Origin of the sequence: Arthrobacter sp. 135MFCol5.1, assembly GCF_000374865.1 — a bacterium.
GTDB lineage: Bacteria > Actinomycetota > Actinomycetes > Actinomycetales > Micrococcaceae > Arthrobacter.
Genome location: NZ_KB895466.1, coordinates 1 through 15,105, shown reverse-complemented (window position 1 = coordinate 15,105; position 15,105 = coordinate 1). Strand labels below are relative to the sequence as shown.

Below are 15,105 nucleotides of genomic sequence, written 5' to 3'. Positions count from 1 at the left end.
TTTATAAATGGACCATCGGATGGGGAGGAACCAGGCATGGACAACGGTGGGACACGTGGAACCGATACCCGCGGGACGGGAAAAAGTGGCGGGGAACAGGCCGGGCGCGCGCCTTCGGATCCCCAGCACCGTCCCGTACTGAGCGTCCTTGCGGCATCCGGTGCCACCAAGGGAGTGGTCCTGGTCCTGCACGGCGGGAGGGCGCACAGCCGCGCACCCGTGGAGGCCCGGCACCTGAGCCCGGCCAGGATGGTCCCCTTTGCCCGGGACCTGCACCGCATGGGAAGGAAACACGGGCTGGCGGTCTGGTCCCTGCGCAACAGCGTCCGCGGCTGGAATGGCCCGGACATGACCCCGCTGCAGGACGCACGGTGGGCGCTACGGCAGATCGAGGAACAGCACCCCGGCGTACCGATCTTCCTGCTGGGCCACTCGATGGGCGGCCTGACAGCCGTCTGCGCCGCAGACCATCCGCAGGTTGAAGCCGTGGTGGCCCTTGCGCCATGGCTAAGCCCGGAGACCCCTTCAGCCCGGGTTGCCGGACGGAAGGTGCTGATCGTGCACGGAACCACGGACCACATGACCAGCCCCCGGCAGTCGCTGGCGTTCGCCCGCCGCGCCACCGCGGAAGCGTCAAGCATGCAGTATGTGTCCCTGAAGGGTGTGGGGCACTTCATGCTCCGAAAGATCCGGGTGTGGCAGACGCTGGCCTCCGGGTTTGTCATTAAGTCCTTCGCGGAGAGCACGGGCGCCCCTGTCCGGCCGCCGCGTTCTTTTACGCAGCTGCTGCCGGAATCGTCCGTGCACGTCACCCTCTAGGCGCCGTCCCGATGCCTTGGCGTCCCCCGTCCAACGACACCTTCTACCGGGTCATCGTCCGTACCGGGCAGTTCCTGCGCTGGGCCCTCCGGCTGGACATCCAGGCGACCGGCCTGGAAAACCTTCCCGCGAAGGAACCGGCCACCGGCCCTTCCCGCCGGGCGTCCCCCGGAAAGGGAGCGGTCTTCGCCATCACGCACTTCGGCTACGTGGACTTCGCGGTAGTCGAGCTGCTCCTGTGGCGGCATACGCGTGCCCAGCTGCGGTTCCTCGTCCATCAAGGCGCCGCAGACCACTGGTTGGCCGGCCCCGCCATCAGCGCCAGCGGCCATGTGGTGGTGGGCTATGCGGACCGTTCAGACGCCTACGATGCCGCGGTGGCCAAGCTGCGGGCCGGCGAGTACCTCGCGGTCTTCCCGGAGGCCGGGGTGAGCCGCAGCTTCACGGTTCGCGAATGCAGGACCGGTGCCGTGCGGATGGCTGCGGAAGCCGGGGTCCCGGTCATTCCGGTTTCGGTCTGGGGTGCCCACCGGGTGATGACCCGCGGCCACGGATTTTCCCTTCGGCGCAGCTGGCGGGCACCGGTGCGCCTCGAAGTGGGAGCGCCGATCGTCTTTCCGGATGACGTTGACGTTGAGGAGGCCACGGAGGCGCTGCGCGGCACGCTCCAGGCCGGGATCGACCGGTGCATTGCAGGCTTTCCGCTGCAGCCGGAGCACGGGGCGTGGTGGATGCCGGCGCACTTGGGCGGCGGCGCTCCTTCGGACGCCGAGCGGCAGCGCCTGGACGCCGCAGACGCCGCCGCGGGCCGGCGTCGTGGTTCCCGCCAAACGAAGTAAGCGCCAGGTCTTGCCGTGAAGGTCACGGCAAAACCTGGCGCTGCCTTGGCTGCCGGGTTGGCCGGCCGGCCCCGGTCAGTCGGAGACCACCAGGGTTTCCGCCGCGGCGAGGCGGGCCTTGCCGGACTCCAGGAGGGGTTCGACGGCGGCGCGCAGCGCGGTCATCGAGTCGTCCAGTTCCAGCATCACCGGGTGCTGGTACGCGATGAGGGCGAGCATGTCGCGCACGGCCTCGGCAGCGTCCGCGGCGGACAATGCCGGCTCATGTCCCACGAAAACGTCCGTCGGTATGTCGGCGCCCGTTGTCTCTGCACCAGGGGTTTGCAGGTGGGCCGGTGCGGCATCAGGCCCGGCGGGGGCCGCGTAGCTGACGGCGAAGGCCCGGATGCGGCCCTTCTTGCTCGGCGCCACGCCGGCCCCGAAAGCCGATTCCGGTTCGGCCCGCAGCACGATGGCGCCGTGCGCGCCGGTGAGCTCGTCCAGGAACAGTTTCTGCACCTGTCCCACGGAGAGGACCCCGGGTGAATCCCAGTCATGGATGGCGGTGTAGTAGCGTCCCACCACGTCGGTGAGCTCCACCGAGCCGGTGGCCAGGTCCATGACGACGTCGGAGCCTGCGTTCTCGCCGCCGGCCGCACCGTCCCCGTCCTTGGCCGGGAAGACGGGCAGCCGGAGGGCGCCCGGCTCGACGACCACCAGGCGCGAGCGCTGGATGGGTTCCAGCCCGAACGCTTCGGCGAAGGCGGCCCCGGCGGTGCCGGGCTCCACCTTGGCGCGCAGCCTGGTGACACCCGACGGCGCGTTTTCGGCTTCGCGGCGCAGCATGGTCAGCAGGCTGGCGCCGATGCCGGCGCGGCGATGGTCCCGGGCCACCTCGATGTAGGTCCAGAGGCGTTCCGGGTGCAGGGACGCCTCGTAGACGACGCCGGCGGCTACCGGGATGCCGACGCCGTCAATAACGTCCTCGGCCACGATGCAGCGGCGCCACGGCGTGCCGTCCCGGCCGTTGGAGGACAGTGCCAGGGCGCCGCGGAACTGGCGGGCCTCACCGGTGTCCGGGTCACCCCAGATTTCCAGCAGCGCAAGGTCGTCACCATCGCGCCATGGGCGGTATTCGATGGCCATGCTCAGGCGCCGATCAGCCGTGCGGCCAGGTAACCCTCCACCTTGTCCAGGGAAACACGTTCCTGGCCCATGGTGTCCCGCTCGCGGATGGTGACGGCCTGGTCCTCGAGGGTATCGAAGTCCACGGTGATGCAGAACGGGGTGCCGATCTCATCCTGGCGGCGGTACCGGCGGCCGATTGCACCGGCGTCGTCAAAGTCGATGTTCCAGTTCTTGCGCAGCTGGGCGCCAAGTGCCTTCGCCTTCGGTGACAGGTCCTCATTGCGGCTCAACGGCAGCACGGCGGCCTTGACGGGGGCCAGGCGCGGGTCAAGCTTCAGCACGGTGCGCACGTCCACGCCGCCCTTGGCGTTGGGGGCCTCGTCCTCGGTGTAGGCGTCCACCAGGAACGCCATGAAGGAACGGGTCAGGCCGGCCGCGGGCTCGATCACGTAGGGGGTGTAGCGTTCGTTGGTGGCCTGGTTGAAGTAGCTCAGGTCCGTGCCGGAGGCCTTCGCGTGGGTGGAGAGGTCAAAATCGGTCCGGTTGGCGATGCCTTCCAGTTCGCCCCACTCCGAGCCCTGGAAACCGAAGCGGTACTCGATGTCCGTGGTGCCCTTGGAGTAGTGGCTCAGCTTCTCCTTGGGGTGCTCGAAGAAGCGCAGGTTCTCGTCGCGGATGCCCAGGCCGGTGTACCAGGCCATGCGCTCGTTCATCCAGTACTTGTGCCACTCTTCATCCGTGCCGGGCTCGACGAAGAACTCCATTTCCATCTGCTCGAACTCGCGCGTGCGGAAGATGAAGTTGCCGGGCGTGATCTCGTTGCGGAAGGACTTGCCGATCTGGCCGATGCCGAACGGCGGCTTCTTCCGCGACGTGGTGAGGACGTTGTTGAAGTTCACGAAGATGCCCTGGGCGGTTTCGGGGCGCAGGTAGTGCAGGCCTTCCTCGCTGGCGACCGGGCCGAGGTAGGTCTTGAGCAGGCCGGAGAACTCCTGTGGCTCGGTCCACTGGCCGCGGGTGCCGCAGTTGGCGCAGGCAATGTCCTTCAGGCCATTTTCCGCCGGGCGGCCCTTCTTCTCCTCGTACTCTTCCTCGAGGTGGTCGGCGCGGTACCGCTTGTGGCAGGAGAGGCATTCCACCAGGGGGTCGGAAAAGACCTCGACGTGGCCGGAGGCCTCCCACACCTGGCGGGGCAGGATCACGGAGGAGTCAAGGCCCACCACGTCCTCGCGGCCGCGGACCATGGACTGCCACCACTGGCGCTTGATGTTTTCCTTCAGCTCAGCACCCAAAGGGCCGTAGTCCCAGGCAGAACGCGAACCTCCGTAGATCTCACCGGCCTGGAACACGAAGCCCCTCCGCTTGGAGAGGGAAATGACCTGGTCGAGGACGGATTTTGCTGCCATGGGGTAACTCCAATTTCTACAGGGCCGCTGGGTGCGGTCCGCGGTGTGCAAACCCCGGCTGCGGCGTGCAGGGCACACCGGGCACCGGGTGGGCGGATGGGGGAAGATGCGTCAAAAGCTGCGTGTACTAGCCTACCGGCCGGCGCCCCCGGAGCGCGCCCCGCGGCCAGGGCAAGGTTGCCAGGATGATGGCGCCGAGGGTGAGCAGGGTCCCAAGGACCGTGGCAGGGGCGACGACGGTGCCAGGCGCGGGCAGCACCAGGTCCAGTGCCAGGGACCCCAGGAGTTGGCCCGCGATCATGCCGAGCCCGGTGACCAGGACGCCGAGGCTGCGGACCAGCAGGGCACCCAGGCCGATGAACACGCAACCCATGGGACCGCCCAGGTAGTACCACCAGTCGGCGGGCAACGGATTGCCCGGCCCGGCCACCGCGAGCTTCACGGCGAACGCCGCCCACAGCACGATGGTGCCGGCCACGAAATTGACCAGGGTGGCGGCGATGGGGGTGCCGTAGTGGACGGTGGCGGTGCCGTTCATGGCCTGCTGGAAGCTCATCAGGAAGCCTGCGGCCACCGGCAGGAGCAGCGGAACGAGCAACGCAGCCGGGTCGGCGCCGGTACCGGCGCCTCCCCCGCCGAACCGCGGCGACACTGCCCAGGCGACGGCGGCGATGGTCAGGACGCAACCGATGATGCGGATTCCCGTGACGGACTTCTTCCCGGCCGGGCCGATCCCCAGCCGGTCCACCAGCAGCCCGCTCACGGTCTGTCCGGTGACGGTGGCGACGGTGAAGAGGGCCACCCCGAGGAGGCCCACGGTAAAGGACTGGGCGAAGACGAACAGCGCCCCGATGGCGCCGGCCAGCACGTAGATGCGGGGAAAAGCCCGGGTACGGACGGCCGGGAGGATGGCCGCCAGCCCGGCCCGGCCCCGCGGCAGGACCAGCGAGATCAGGATCATCACCAGCAGGCCGGTGCTGAAACTGACCACGGCAGCGGCGATTCCGTCGTTGAGGCGGGCGCCGAGGGCCCCGTTGATGCGGCCTTGGACGGGGATGGCCAGGCCGGCGCCCACCGCCAGGGGCAGGCCTGCGAAGACGGGCAGGCGTGGAGGGGAGGTCATTGGATCCACCTTAGTTCAGGCATTATTGCTGTATGAGCAACCCCATTGACGACGTCCCCATCCGCGACAGCATGATCCGGCTGGGCCAGCTGTTGAAGCTTGCCAACCTCGTGGAGGACGGCGTGGAGGCAACGGAGCTCATCAAGAACGGGCTGGTGAAAGTCAACGGCGAAATCGACGACCGCCGCGGCCGCCAACTGCACCACGGCGACACCGTCACCGTGAACGGGCACACCGTGAAGGTGGTCGCGCCGGAGGCGGGCTGACCGCCACGGCCGCGGCGCCGTCGTCGGACGCCTACTTGTTGAGCACCTCGTGGGTGAGGAACTCCCCCACGTGGCCGATCTCCTGCTGGTTGATGCCGTGCCACATGCCCGTGTAGAGCACCTTGGTGAGCTTGACGTGCTTGCGCACCCACCCCATGGTGAACTCGATCTTGTCCTGGGTGATCACCGGGTCCTGCTGGTCCCGGCCCCAGAACATGGGGATGGTTCCGTCCAGTTCGGCATCCTTGAAGGTGGGGTCGCCGGCGGCGTCCACCACGAAGCCCGAGAGCCCGACGACGGCAGCGAAGTCCGTGGGACGCTGCCGCAGGAGGGTGGTGGCCATGGCCATGCCCATGGAGAAGCCCAGCAGGGAGACGGAGGGGTGGCCTTCCCTGATGGTGTCGATCCATTCCTGGACGTAGGCCGACGCCGCCTTGACCCGGTCCAGGGAGTAGTCGATGGACGCCGTCAGCGGGAACCAGGTGAAGCCCGGGCCCATGGCGATCGGCGCTCGGACGGATGCCACCGCAAAGTCCCCCGGAAGCATCCCGGCAAGGCTGAACAGGTCCTGTTCGTTGGCGCCGTAGCCATGGAGCAGCACCAGCAGCGGTTTGCCGGCACGCTGGTCTTCGGGGTGGGACCACAGGACAACGGGAGCGGGAAATACTTCGGCGTCAGTCATGGTTTCCATTCTTACAGTTACCCGAAAGTAACAACCTACGTTGGCGTAGCCATTGAAGCGGAAGGCAGGATAGGACAGTGACTGACGCAAGTGCCATCCAGACCCCGTCCGTGCACCCCGGTTCCCACCCCTGGAGCCGGTACGTGGCGATGGGCGATTCCTTTACCGAGGGCATCGGCGACCCCGAGCCCGCAAGCCCCGGAGGCCACCGCGGCTGGGCCGACCGGGTGGCCGAAGAACTGGGCCGCACCAAGCCGGACTTCGCCTACGCCAACCTCGCCGTCAGGGGCCGGCTCCTGCAGCAGATCGTGGACCAGCAGCTGGCCCCGGCCCTGGCCCTGAAGCCGGACCTGGTCACCTTGTCAGCAGGCGGCAACGACCTCATCCGCCCGGGCGGCGACCCCGACGCACTGGCCGAAAAGCTCGATTCCGTGGTCCAGATCCTGTCCATGGGCGGCGCCACCGTTGTCCTGTTCAACGGTCCGGACACAGGCTCCTCGGTCCTGGGCAGGATCCGGAGCAAGGTGGCCATTTATAACGAGAACCTGCGGACTGTCGCGGCCCGGCACGACGCCGTCATCGCCGACATGTGGTCCCTCCGGCAACTGAGCGATCCGCAGATGTGGGACCAGGACAGGCTGCACTTCTCCCCGTTGGGGCACCACACCATCGCGGCCATGGTGCTGGATTCTCTTAACGTTGAACATTCGCTGGAACCCCTCCAGCCCAAGGATCTGCCGCCCCGGACCTGGCGCGAGGCAAGGACCGGGGACTTGGTGTGGGCGCGCGAATACTTCGTGCCCTGGGTCCTGCGCCGGCTCCGGCACCAGTCCTCCGGTGACGGCGTCACGGCGAAACGGCCGACGCCGGGTCCCGTCTTTGGCCCGGGCGTTCCGTTGGGGTCCGGCGAGGGTCCGCTGGGAACCTCGGAACCCAGCCGCCGGTAGGACCGCACGGGGTTACGCTGGAGGGACAACCTTTGAGAGGCGCGGCACCGTGAGCAGCTTGTTTTTGTGGATCATCATCCTGTCCTTCGTTGTCCCCATGGCCATGCGGATGTACCGGCGGTCCATGGCACGGCGGGACCGGGACCAAGGCTTGCCGGGCCAGTACCCTGGCCAGTTTCCGGGACAGTACGGGCCGGGCGGGTTCCCCGGGTCCGGCCGGTTTCCCGGGTCCGCGGGGCCGCAGAGCAACCAGCCCCGCGACGGCTACACCCAGCAGGACTACTACTCCGGCGGCTTCCGCCAGCCCACCCCGGCCGGTGAATCACAGCCACAGCCCTACCAGTACGGGCAGCCCCCCATGCCGGACTCCCGCTACGGCGCGCCCCAGGAACCGCCGTTCCAGCAGTTCCCGTTCCAGCAGTTCCCGGGCCAGCAGTTCCCGGGCCAGCAGTTCCCCGGCCAGCAGCAGGGTACCGGCCACACGCCGGCCGGCCCGCCTCCAGGCCCGGCCGTTCCCCCGCCGGGAGCGCCCCAGGGATTCCGTGCCCGGAAGCTCGCAGAACTGGACCAGCAGTACAGCAACGGCGAAATGTCCATGGAGGACTACATGAGGCGCCGCAGCGACATCATGAACGGCTGAGCCCCAGCCGCCGCCACGCCTCAAGCCCGGAGCAACGCCTCAAGCCCGGAAGAGCCGCCTGACCACTTGCCCGGACGCCAGCGCATCCAGGCCTTCATTGATTTCGGCCAGCGGCCGGGTATCGGTGTGCAGAAGTTCCACCGGAAGCCTGCCTTCCCGCCAGTAGCCAAGGTACGCCGGGATGTCTCGGCGGGGAACCGCGTCGCCCATGTAGGAGCCGAGGAGCCGTTTGCCGGCTCCTGCGAACTGCAGTGCGGGAACGGCCAGTTCAGCTGACGGATGGGGCAGTCCCACCGAGACAACCGCGCCACCCCGCGTCACCAGATCCAGGCAAGTTGCTATCACGCCGGCCGAGCCGACTGCTTCGACGGCCACATCCACCCCGTCACCGGCAGCCTCGGCAACAAGACGGGGCGCATCCGCAGGCGTTCCCACCGCCGTGGCACCGGCGTCCAGGGCCAAGGGGTGCTTGCCCGGATTCGGATCGATGGCAATCACTCCGGCGGCCCCGGCGAGGCGGGCCGCCATGACGGCCGATAAGCCTACTGCGCCGATGCCGAAGACAGCCACGGACTGCCCCGGGCTGACGCCTGCCGTATTGAGCACGGCCCCCATTCCGGTGAGCACGGCGCAACCAAACATCGCCGCGACGGTGTCCGGGACGTCGTCGTCAATCACCACCACCGACTCCCGCGCCACCACGGCGTAATCCGCAAACGCCGAGACGCCCAAATGGTGGTTGATGCGCTCCCCCGCCGGCGTGCGCAGCAAGGCCGGCCCATGCAGCAGGTCACCGGAGCCGTTGACCTCTGCAGCGCGGTGGCAAAGCGCGGGCCTCCCGGCCCGGCAGGCCCGGCAGTGGCCGCAACTGGGCACGAAAACGAGCACCACGTGGTCTCCCACGGACACATCGGCTACCCCGTCGCCCACGGACACCACCCGCCCCACCGCCTCGTGGCCCAATGCCATCGGAAGCGGCCGGACCCTGGAGCCGTCCACCACGGACAGGTCCGAATGGCACAGGCTCGAATAGGTGATGGCAACCCCAAGCTCACCGGCGCGCGGCTGCGGTTGGTCCAGTTCCTGCAGGATCAGGGGCTTCGCGTCAGCGTAGGCGGGTTTTCCTGGTGCCTGTCCGGCGGCGGGAACGGTCGAATACAGGACGGCGGCTTTCATGACACGATCATGCCGTACTTCCACCCCGGGCCTGCCGCACTGTGGCACCGCGGCGTCCACCGGCAGCGTGCACCGGAAGCACCGCAGGGCAGCAGCCGGCCGCTGCCGGGACGGGCGCAGCTAGGCCAGGAACGTCGTCCGGAGCTGGTTCCCCAGCTGTCCGATCTCGGTCAGGAAGCCGTCATGGCCTATCGGTGCCGAGATCATATGCACGTCAACCTCACCCGGCAGGGCCTGGGCCAATTCGCGGGACTGGGACGGGAAGTAGAGCCGGTCGGAGTCCACGGCGGCAACGAAGAACCGGGCGGTGGCGGAGGCCAGGGTCTCGGCCAGCGGCCCGCGGCCACGGCAGACATCGTGGCTCATCAATGCCTCGGTGAGGGCGATGTAGCTGTTGGCGTCGAACCGGCGGACGAGCTTCCTGCCCTGGTGGTCCAGATAGCTTTCCACCTGGTAGCGTCCGCGGTTTGCCAGCAGTCCGCCGTGCAGGGGCGACTCGGGGGCCTGGGGTTCCCGGCCGAAGCGCCCTTCCAGTTCCGCGGCGGACCGGTACGTGATGTGGGCGATCCGCCGTGCCAGGGCCAGTCCGTCTTCCGGACACGGTCCGCCGTAGTAGTCGCCGCCGTTGAAGTTCGGATCCTGGCGGATGGCCAGGGTCTGGGCCTGGGCGAAAGCGATCTGTTCAGCCGTGCTGGCAGCGCCGACCGAGATGACGGCGCAGCGCTGCACCCGGTCAGGGTAGGTCACCGCCCACTCCAGGGCGCGGGCACCCCCCATGGAACCGCCAAGGACGGCGTACCAGCTCCCGATGCCCAGCTGGTCCGCCAGCCGGGCCTCGGCAACAGTGCTGTCCCGCAGGGTGACCAGGGGGAAGCGTGAGCCCCAGGGTGCTCCGTCGGGGGCGGCCGACGACGGGCCCGTGGACCCGTAGCAGCCGCCCACAATGTTGACGGACACCACGAAGAACCTGTCCGTATCGACGGGCGCCCCAGGACCGGCCAGCTGTTCCCACCAGCCCTCTTCGTCGGTGTCGCCCCGGGTCACGTGGGTGCTGCCCGTCAGGGCGTGCTCGATCAGGATGGCGTTGCTGCCGTCCGCGTTCAGCGTGCCCCAGGTCTCGTACGCCAGGGTGACATCCGGCAGGTAGCCGCCGCCTTCGAGCTCGAGTCCTCCAATGGAGGCGTAGCGGACAACTCCGTGTTCGGGAATGGTGGTACGGGCGACGGTAACCGTCATGGCAAGACCTCTTCTACGCGCTTGCCTGCCGTCATTTGACCGGCAGGCCAGGTCTTCACCCGGGGCACCCCACCGCGGAAGGAGGGTTGCCGGCCAGCAAGCCGGGGCTGTCACTGGCACTCATGACCTGGTTCGAGTGTACGAAACACCCCCCGGTCCAGGCCAAGAGTGTGACTGGTTGTGACTTCCCGGCGCTGCCGGCCGGCAGCGCCCCGGCGTGCCGGCGGTCAGGCGTCGGCGCCGCCCTTGGCCGCGCGGAAACCGGCCTCCAGGTCGGCCAGGATGTCGTCGATGTGCTCCAAGCCAACCGACAAGCGGACCAGCCCCGGATTGACGCCGGCCACCACCTGCTGCTCGGGCGAGAGCTGGCTGTGGGTGGTCGACGCCGGGTGGATGACAAGCGAACGGACGTCGCCGATGTTGGCGACGTGCGAGTGCAGTTCCAGGGCGTCGACGAAGCGCTTGCCCGCCTCCGCGCCCCCGGCCAGGTTGAAAGCGACGACGGCGCCGGTCCCCTTGGGCCCGTACTTGCGGCCCCGTTCGTACCAGGGGCTGGACGGCAGCCCCGCGTAGGCGACCGATTCGACGTCGTCCCTTCCCTCCAGCCAGCGCGCCACCTCCGTGGCGTTGGAAACGTGCCGTTCCACCCGCAGGCTCAGCGTTTCCAGGCCCTGCGAAATCAGGAAGGCGTTGAAGGGCGAAACCGCCGAGCCAAGGTCGCGCAGCAACTGGACACGGGCTTTGAGGATGTAGGAAAGGTTGGCGCCCAGTGCGCCGCCCTCGCCAAGGTCCCGGGCGTAGACCAGCCCGTTGTAGGTGGGATCCGGGGTGTTGAAACCGGGGAACCGGTCGGGGTCCTTGCCGAAATCGAACTTGCCGGAGTCGACGATGACGCCGGCAATCGCCGAGCCATGACCGCCCAGGTACTTGGTGGCGGAGTGGATCACGATGTCCGCACCCCACTCCAGCGGCCGGATCAGGTAGGGCGTGGACAGGGTGTTGTCCACGATCAGGGGAACGCCGGCGTCGTGGGCCACCTGGGAGATGCCTTCGATGTCCAGGACGTCCTGGCGCGGGTTGGATACCACCTCGCCAAAGAACAGTTTGGTGTTGGGCTGAACGGCATTCCGCCACTGGTCCAGGTTGTCCGGATCTTCCACGAAGGTGACCGCGATGCCGAACTTCTTCAGGGTGTGGGCGAACAGGTTGTAGGTGCCGCCGTACAGGCTGGGGCTGGCCACGATGTGGTCCCCGGCCTCGGCGATATTCAGGACGGCGAAGGTCTCCGCGGCCTGCCCCGAGCTCAGCAGCAAAGCGGCCAGGCCACCTTCGAGGCTGGCGATCCGCTGCTCCACCGCGTCCTGGGTGGGGTTGCCGATACGGGTGTAGATCGGCGCCAGCTCGGCCAGCGCAAAACGGTTGGCTGCGCTCTCGGCGCTCGGGAACACGAAGGACGTGGTCTGGTAGATGGGAAGGGCGCGGGCCCCGGTGGCGCTGTCAGGCTCCTGGCCGGCATGGATCTGGCGGGTTTCGAAGGACCATCCGTTGGACATCTCAGTCTCCTATGACATGGGCCCGGCATGCTGGGAGCACCACGGGCCGCGCTTGCTTCCGGCGATTGCCGGACAGCCTGGTCCTCACCCGGGGCACCCCACCGCGGATGGAGGGTTGCCGGCCAGCGAGCCGGGGCTTGGCGCTGGCACTCATGACCTGCGCCCAGTGTAGGAACATCACTCCGGCCGGGACAGCATTGTGACGAACATGGTCTTGCCGCTGTGTGCGGGCCGTGGGGGTCTCAGCCGACGGGCTGGGGACGGATCCGGGCGCGATGGCAGTCCGATGTGGAGGTTTTCCAAGGTTCCACAAATAATGCGAAGGATCGCCCGAGGTTTGGCCGCCAGCCGTCCTGGCCCGGATACCGTGGAAGCCGGACGACGTTATCCCGTCGCCCCCAACCACGCACAAAGGAATTCGATTCCGTTGCCCCAGTCTTTGCGCCTGGCCCTTGCCGCCGCACTGTTGTCCGCCGTCGCCTTCTGCTCAAGCGGTACACCAGTGCAAGCCTCGGCGCCGCCAGCGGCAGCCACCGCGCCCGCCGCCGCTCCCTCGTCCGCTCCCGACAGCCCCAATGGCCGCTACCTGGTCCAGTTCCCGGCGGGAACTGACGTCTCAACGGCGGCGCGCGACCTTCGTTCCCAGGGGGTCGCCGTCGACCACACGTTCAGCAAGGCCCTGCACGGAGCGGCGATCAAATCCACGGCGGCGCAAGCCGCCGCACTGCTGCGGTCCGGCAAGGCAACAGCCGTGGAACCCGATGCGGTATCGACGATTTCCGCCACGGAAAAACCCGCGCCCTGGGGTCTTGACCGGCTGGACCAGCAGGCGTTGCCACTGTCCGGCGCCTACACGTATGACGCTTCCGGCCTCGGTGTCCGCGCCTATGTGGTTGACACCGGAGTCCTCGCCTCGAACGTGGATTTCGGCGGACGGGTTGCCGCGGGATGGACGGCACTTTCCGACGGCGGCGGGACAAGTGACTGCAACGGACACGGCACCCACGTTTCGGGGATCATCGCCGGAACCGTCTACGGCGTGGCCAAATCCGCCACGATCGTGCCCGTGCGGACCTTGGCCTGCGACGGGTCCGGCTACTACTCGGACATCATCGCCGGACTCGACTGGATTGCCGGGGACCATGCCGCAGGAACTCCGGCCGTGGTGAACATGAGCCTTGGCGGACCGGTCAGCAGCCTCCTTGACTCCGCAGTCCAGAATGTCGTCGACGATGGAATTTCCGTCGTCGTCGCGGCCGGGAATTCGGCCACGGATGCCTGCACGTCCTCGCCCGCCCGGGTCCCGTCCGCCTTGACGGTGGCCGCGAGCGACTCCTCGGACCACCAGGCCTCGTTCTCCAACTACGGCCAGTGCGTGGACCTTTACGCCCCGGGGGTGGGCGTTACCTCCACCTGGAACACGTCGTCGACGGCCACGGCATCGCTGAGCGGGACCTCCATGGCCTCACCGCACGTTGCCGGCACGGCAGCCCTCATCCTCTCCCGGCACCCGCTCTTCACGCCTGCGCAGGTCACGGACACCGTCCTGTCGACGGCTGTTCCGGGAACCATCGCCGGTGCCGGCGCCGGAACGCCAAACAAACTGCTGCACGTGCCTGCCAGCCCGCGCCTGCCGGGGGCATTCTCGTCGCAGGCGCCCTTCCGGCAGCTGGACACCCGCTACGGCACCGGCGGAGCCAGCGGCCCCGTCGCACCCGGAGCCACCATCCGCGTCTTCGTCACCGGCCACGGCGGCATCCCCACCACCGGAGTCTCCGCCGTCGCCGTCAACGTCACCGTCACCTCACCCACCAGCTTCGGCAACATCACCGTCCACGCCGGCGGCACCCCCACCCCCGGAACCTCCAACCTCAACTTCAACACCGACCAAACCACCCCCAACCTGGTCATCACCCCCGTTGCCGCCGACGGAACCATCCCCCTGACCAACAACTCCGCCGGCACCGTCCAACTCATCGCCGACACCTTCGGCTACTACATCGCAAGCTGAACCCGACCTGCCGGGGGCTTCTTCAACCACGGCCAGGGACGCAAATCCAAGTAAGGGCACCCTTAGCTGAGAGCCCGATCACAAAGTGCCAAGATGTTGCCATGCGCATGGATCACGTCTCTTACGCCTGTGAACACGATGGCCTCGCGGCCACTACCGAACGTATTTCAACTGCCCTCGGCGTTGAGGCAGTGAAGGGCGGGGTCCACCCCCGGTTCGGCACCCGGAATATGATCATCCCCCTCGCCGGGCACAAATACCTCGAAGTTGTGGAGGTCCTGGACCACCCGGCTTCGGACAAAGCACCGTTCGGACAGGCAGTTCGTGCCCGTTCCGCTGCGGGCGGCGGCTGGATGGGCTGGTGCGTTGAAGTGGACGACCTTGCCCCGTTCGAGGAACGGCTGGGCCGAGCTGCCGTAAACGGCAACCGCAAGTTCCCGGATGGCCGCGAACTCGTTTGGAAGCAGATAGGCATCCTGGGCCTTATTGCAGACCCCCAGGTCCCCTACATGCTCAAATGGGAAGGCGACCCGTCCCTGCACCCCTCCAATGCCTACGAGAGCAACCTCAAGATGAGCTGCCTGACCATTGCCGGCTCCGCGTCGCGGGTGACCGAGTGGCTGGGCGAGCCGGTGGAGAAGCCGCTTGAAGACGTTGCGGTCGAGTGGGTAGCGCCGCACGGCACTCCCGGCATCCTGTCCGTCACATTTGAAACCGCCAACGGGGCCGTCACCATCTGACCATCCCTCGCGCTCTCCGGCGTAGTTCCGGAGAGCGCCTTAGGGCCGTGCGCCCAAAAAGCTTCGGCCGCCATCGGGTGGTGACAACGGCGTCACCACCCGATGGCGGCCGAATTCATTTAAGCGTTCCCGGGGAGGATCGCTGAATTATGCGGAAGGGCGCTGAACCACAAGCCTCCTCCATAAATGTCGGACCCTGGTTGGATGATTTCTTTATGGGAATCGGTGCGGATCTGGCGGTGGTGATGGAGGGTGTCTCTGCCTCTGTCGCTGCGCTCAGCGGGCTGGTTCGGGAGGATGCTGCGCTTTGTTCCGGCGCCGACGTTGGTGCTGAAGTGGACGTGTTGCAGCGGCGGTATGAGTCATGTTTGGGGCGGCTGGAGCTGGTGGCACGGTTGGAGGCCCAGCTGGCGGCGGTGAAAGCCCAAGACGTGGCGGATGCCGTTGACATCCAGCATGCTCTGCTTCCGCCGGACGCCCCGGTGGATGAGCGCACGTTCGCGGAGATGTCCGCGGTGGAGGAGATCGCCGGGATCCTGACCATCAGCTCCGCCGCCGCC

14 protein-coding genes, 1 pseudogene and 2 riboswitches are annotated in these 15,105 nt (G+C 67.8%); of the genes and pseudogenes, 8 read left to right on the top strand and 7 right to left on the bottom strand.

Annotated elements, in window-relative coordinates; all coding sequences use genetic code 11:
* Positions 1-36 precede the first annotated feature (36 nt).
* Positions 37-819, top strand: coding sequence for an alpha/beta hydrolase (locus C563_RS0117695; protein WP_018763409.1), 783 nt, complete (start codon positions 37-39; stop codon positions 817-819).
* Positions 820-830: 11 nt separating this feature from the next.
* Positions 831-1,658 carry a lysophospholipid acyltransferase family protein gene (locus tag C563_RS0117690; protein WP_018763408.1) on the top strand — a complete coding sequence of 276 codons (828 nt, stop codon included), beginning with the start codon at positions 831-833 and terminating at the stop codon, positions 1,656-1,658.
* Between the two features lie 75 nt (positions 1,659-1,733).
* On the opposite strand, the gene C563_RS0117685 is transcribed toward C563_RS0117690, so the two are convergent.
* From C563_RS0117685 to C563_RS0117675, 3 genes are all read right to left on the bottom strand, one after another.
* Positions 1,734-2,783, bottom strand: coding sequence for a GNAT family N-acetyltransferase (locus C563_RS0117685; RefSeq protein ID WP_018763407.1), 1,050 nt, complete (start codon positions 2,781-2,783; stop codon positions 1,734-1,736).
* Positions 2,784-2,785: 2 nt separating this feature from the next.
* Positions 2,786-4,171: a glycine--tRNA ligase gene (locus C563_RS0117680; RefSeq protein ID WP_018763406.1), complete on the bottom strand. Its 1,386-nt coding sequence runs from the start codon at positions 4,169-4,171 to the stop codon at positions 2,786-2,788.
* A gap of 127 nt (positions 4,172-4,298) precedes the next feature.
* Positions 4,299-5,294, bottom strand: coding sequence for a DMT family transporter (locus C563_RS0117675; RefSeq protein ID WP_018763405.1), 996 nt, complete (start codon positions 5,292-5,294; stop codon positions 4,299-4,301).
* Positions 5,295-5,326: 32 nt separating this feature from the next.
* Between C563_RS0117675 and C563_RS0117670 the strand changes: the two genes are divergently transcribed.
* Positions 5,327-5,560, top strand: a complete 234-nt coding sequence (locus C563_RS0117670) for an RNA-binding S4 domain-containing protein (protein WP_018763404.1) — start codon at positions 5,327-5,329, stop codon at positions 5,558-5,560.
* A 31-nt stretch (positions 5,561-5,591) separates the two neighbouring features.
* On the opposite strand, the gene C563_RS0117665 is transcribed toward C563_RS0117670, so the two are convergent.
* A complete protein-coding gene (locus C563_RS0117665; protein WP_018763403.1) occupies positions 5,592-6,242 on the bottom strand; it encodes an alpha/beta hydrolase in 651 nt (216 codons plus the stop codon).
* A gap of 77 nt (positions 6,243-6,319) precedes the next feature.
* Here C563_RS0117665 and C563_RS0117660 point away from each other — a divergent pair, with 77 nt between their 5' ends.
* Both C563_RS0117660 and C563_RS0117655 read left to right on the top strand, forming a co-directional pair.
* Entirely contained in the window at positions 6,320-7,189 is an 870-nt protein-coding gene (locus C563_RS0117660; protein ID WP_018763402.1) for an SGNH/GDSL hydrolase family protein, read from the top strand.
* Positions 7,190-7,238: 49 nt separating this feature from the next.
* Complete coding sequence (locus C563_RS0117655; protein WP_026265049.1) at positions 7,239-7,829, top strand: hypothetical protein; 591 nt, start codon at positions 7,239-7,241, stop codon at positions 7,827-7,829.
* Positions 7,830-7,868: 39 nt separating this feature from the next.
* On the opposite strand, the gene C563_RS0117650 is transcribed toward C563_RS0117655, so the two are convergent.
* The 3 genes from C563_RS0117650 to C563_RS0117640 all read right to left on the bottom strand — a co-directional run bounded on the left by C563_RS0117650 (position 7,869) and on the right by C563_RS0117640 (position 11,794).
* Complete coding sequence (locus C563_RS0117650) at positions 7,869-9,005, bottom strand: alcohol dehydrogenase catalytic domain-containing protein (protein ID WP_018763401.1); 1,137 nt, start codon at positions 9,003-9,005, stop codon at positions 7,869-7,871.
* A 120-nt stretch (positions 9,006-9,125) separates the two neighbouring features.
* Positions 9,126-10,241 carry a homoserine O-acetyltransferase MetX gene (metX, locus tag C563_RS0117645; protein WP_018763400.1) on the bottom strand — a complete coding sequence of 372 codons (1,116 nt, stop codon included), beginning with the start codon at positions 10,239-10,241 and terminating at the stop codon, positions 9,126-9,128.
* 12 nt (positions 10,242-10,253) lie between these two features.
* Positions 10,254-10,369: riboswitch (SAM riboswitch) on the bottom strand.
* Between the two features lie 99 nt (positions 10,370-10,468).
* Positions 10,469-11,794 (bottom strand): bifunctional o-acetylhomoserine/o-acetylserine sulfhydrylase, encoded by a 1,326-nt coding sequence (locus tag C563_RS0117640; protein WP_018763399.1) that lies wholly within the window; start codon positions 11,792-11,794, stop codon positions 10,469-10,471.
* Between the two features lie 43 nt (positions 11,795-11,837).
* A riboswitch (SAM riboswitch) is annotated at positions 11,838-11,952 on the bottom strand.
* Positions 11,953-12,221: 269 nt separating this feature from the next.
* Between C563_RS0117640 and C563_RS21585 the strand changes: the two genes are divergently transcribed.
* From C563_RS21585 to C563_RS22670, 3 genes and pseudogenes are all read left to right on the top strand, one after another.
* Positions 12,222-13,805 carry a S8 family peptidase gene (locus C563_RS21585; RefSeq protein WP_231369924.1) on the top strand — a complete coding sequence of 528 codons (1,584 nt, stop codon included), beginning with the start codon at positions 12,222-12,224 and terminating at the stop codon, positions 13,803-13,805.
* 101 nt (positions 13,806-13,906) lie between these two features.
* Positions 13,907-14,545, top strand: a complete 639-nt coding sequence (locus C563_RS0117630; protein ID WP_026265047.1) for a VOC family protein — start codon at positions 13,907-13,909, stop codon at positions 14,543-14,545.
* Positions 14,546-14,760: 215 nt separating this feature from the next.
* Positions 14,761-15,105, top strand: a pseudogene (locus C563_RS22670) (HNH endonuclease signature motif containing protein); the annotation flags it as partial.

Coding starts and splice junctions, on each gene's coding strand:
- C563_RS0117695 (WP_018763409.1), top strand. CDS start 37: ATGGACAACGGTGGGACACGTGGAACCGATACCCGCGGGACGGGAAAA.
- C563_RS0117690 (WP_018763408.1), top strand. CDS start 831: ATGCCTTGGCGTCCCCCGTCCAACGACACCTTCTACCGGGTCATCGTC.
- C563_RS0117685 (WP_018763407.1), bottom strand. CDS start 2,783: ATGGCCATCGAATACCGCCCATGGCGCGATGGTGACGACCTTGCGCTG.
- C563_RS0117680 (WP_018763406.1), bottom strand. CDS start 4,171: ATGGCAGCAAAATCCGTCCTCGACCAGGTCATTTCCCTCTCCAAGCGG.
- C563_RS0117675 (WP_018763405.1), bottom strand. CDS start 5,294: ATGACCTCCCCTCCACGCCTGCCCGTCTTCGCAGGCCTGCCCCTGGCG.
- C563_RS0117670 (WP_018763404.1), top strand. CDS start 5,327: ATGAGCAACCCCATTGACGACGTCCCCATCCGCGACAGCATGATCCGG.
- C563_RS0117665 (WP_018763403.1), bottom strand. CDS start 6,242: ATGACTGACGCCGAAGTATTTCCCGCTCCCGTTGTCCTGTGGTCCCAC.
- C563_RS0117650 (WP_018763401.1), bottom strand. CDS start 9,005: ATGAAAGCCGCCGTCCTGTATTCGACCGTTCCCGCCGCCGGACAGGCA.
- metX (WP_018763400.1), bottom strand. CDS start 10,241: ATGACGGTTACCGTCGCCCGTACCACCATTCCCGAACACGGAGTTGTC.
- C563_RS0117640 (WP_018763399.1), bottom strand. CDS start 11,794: ATGTCCAACGGATGGTCCTTCGAAACCCGCCAGATCCATGCCGGCCAG.
- C563_RS0117630 (WP_026265047.1), top strand. CDS start 13,907: ATGCGCATGGATCACGTCTCTTACGCCTGTGAACACGATGGCCTCGCG.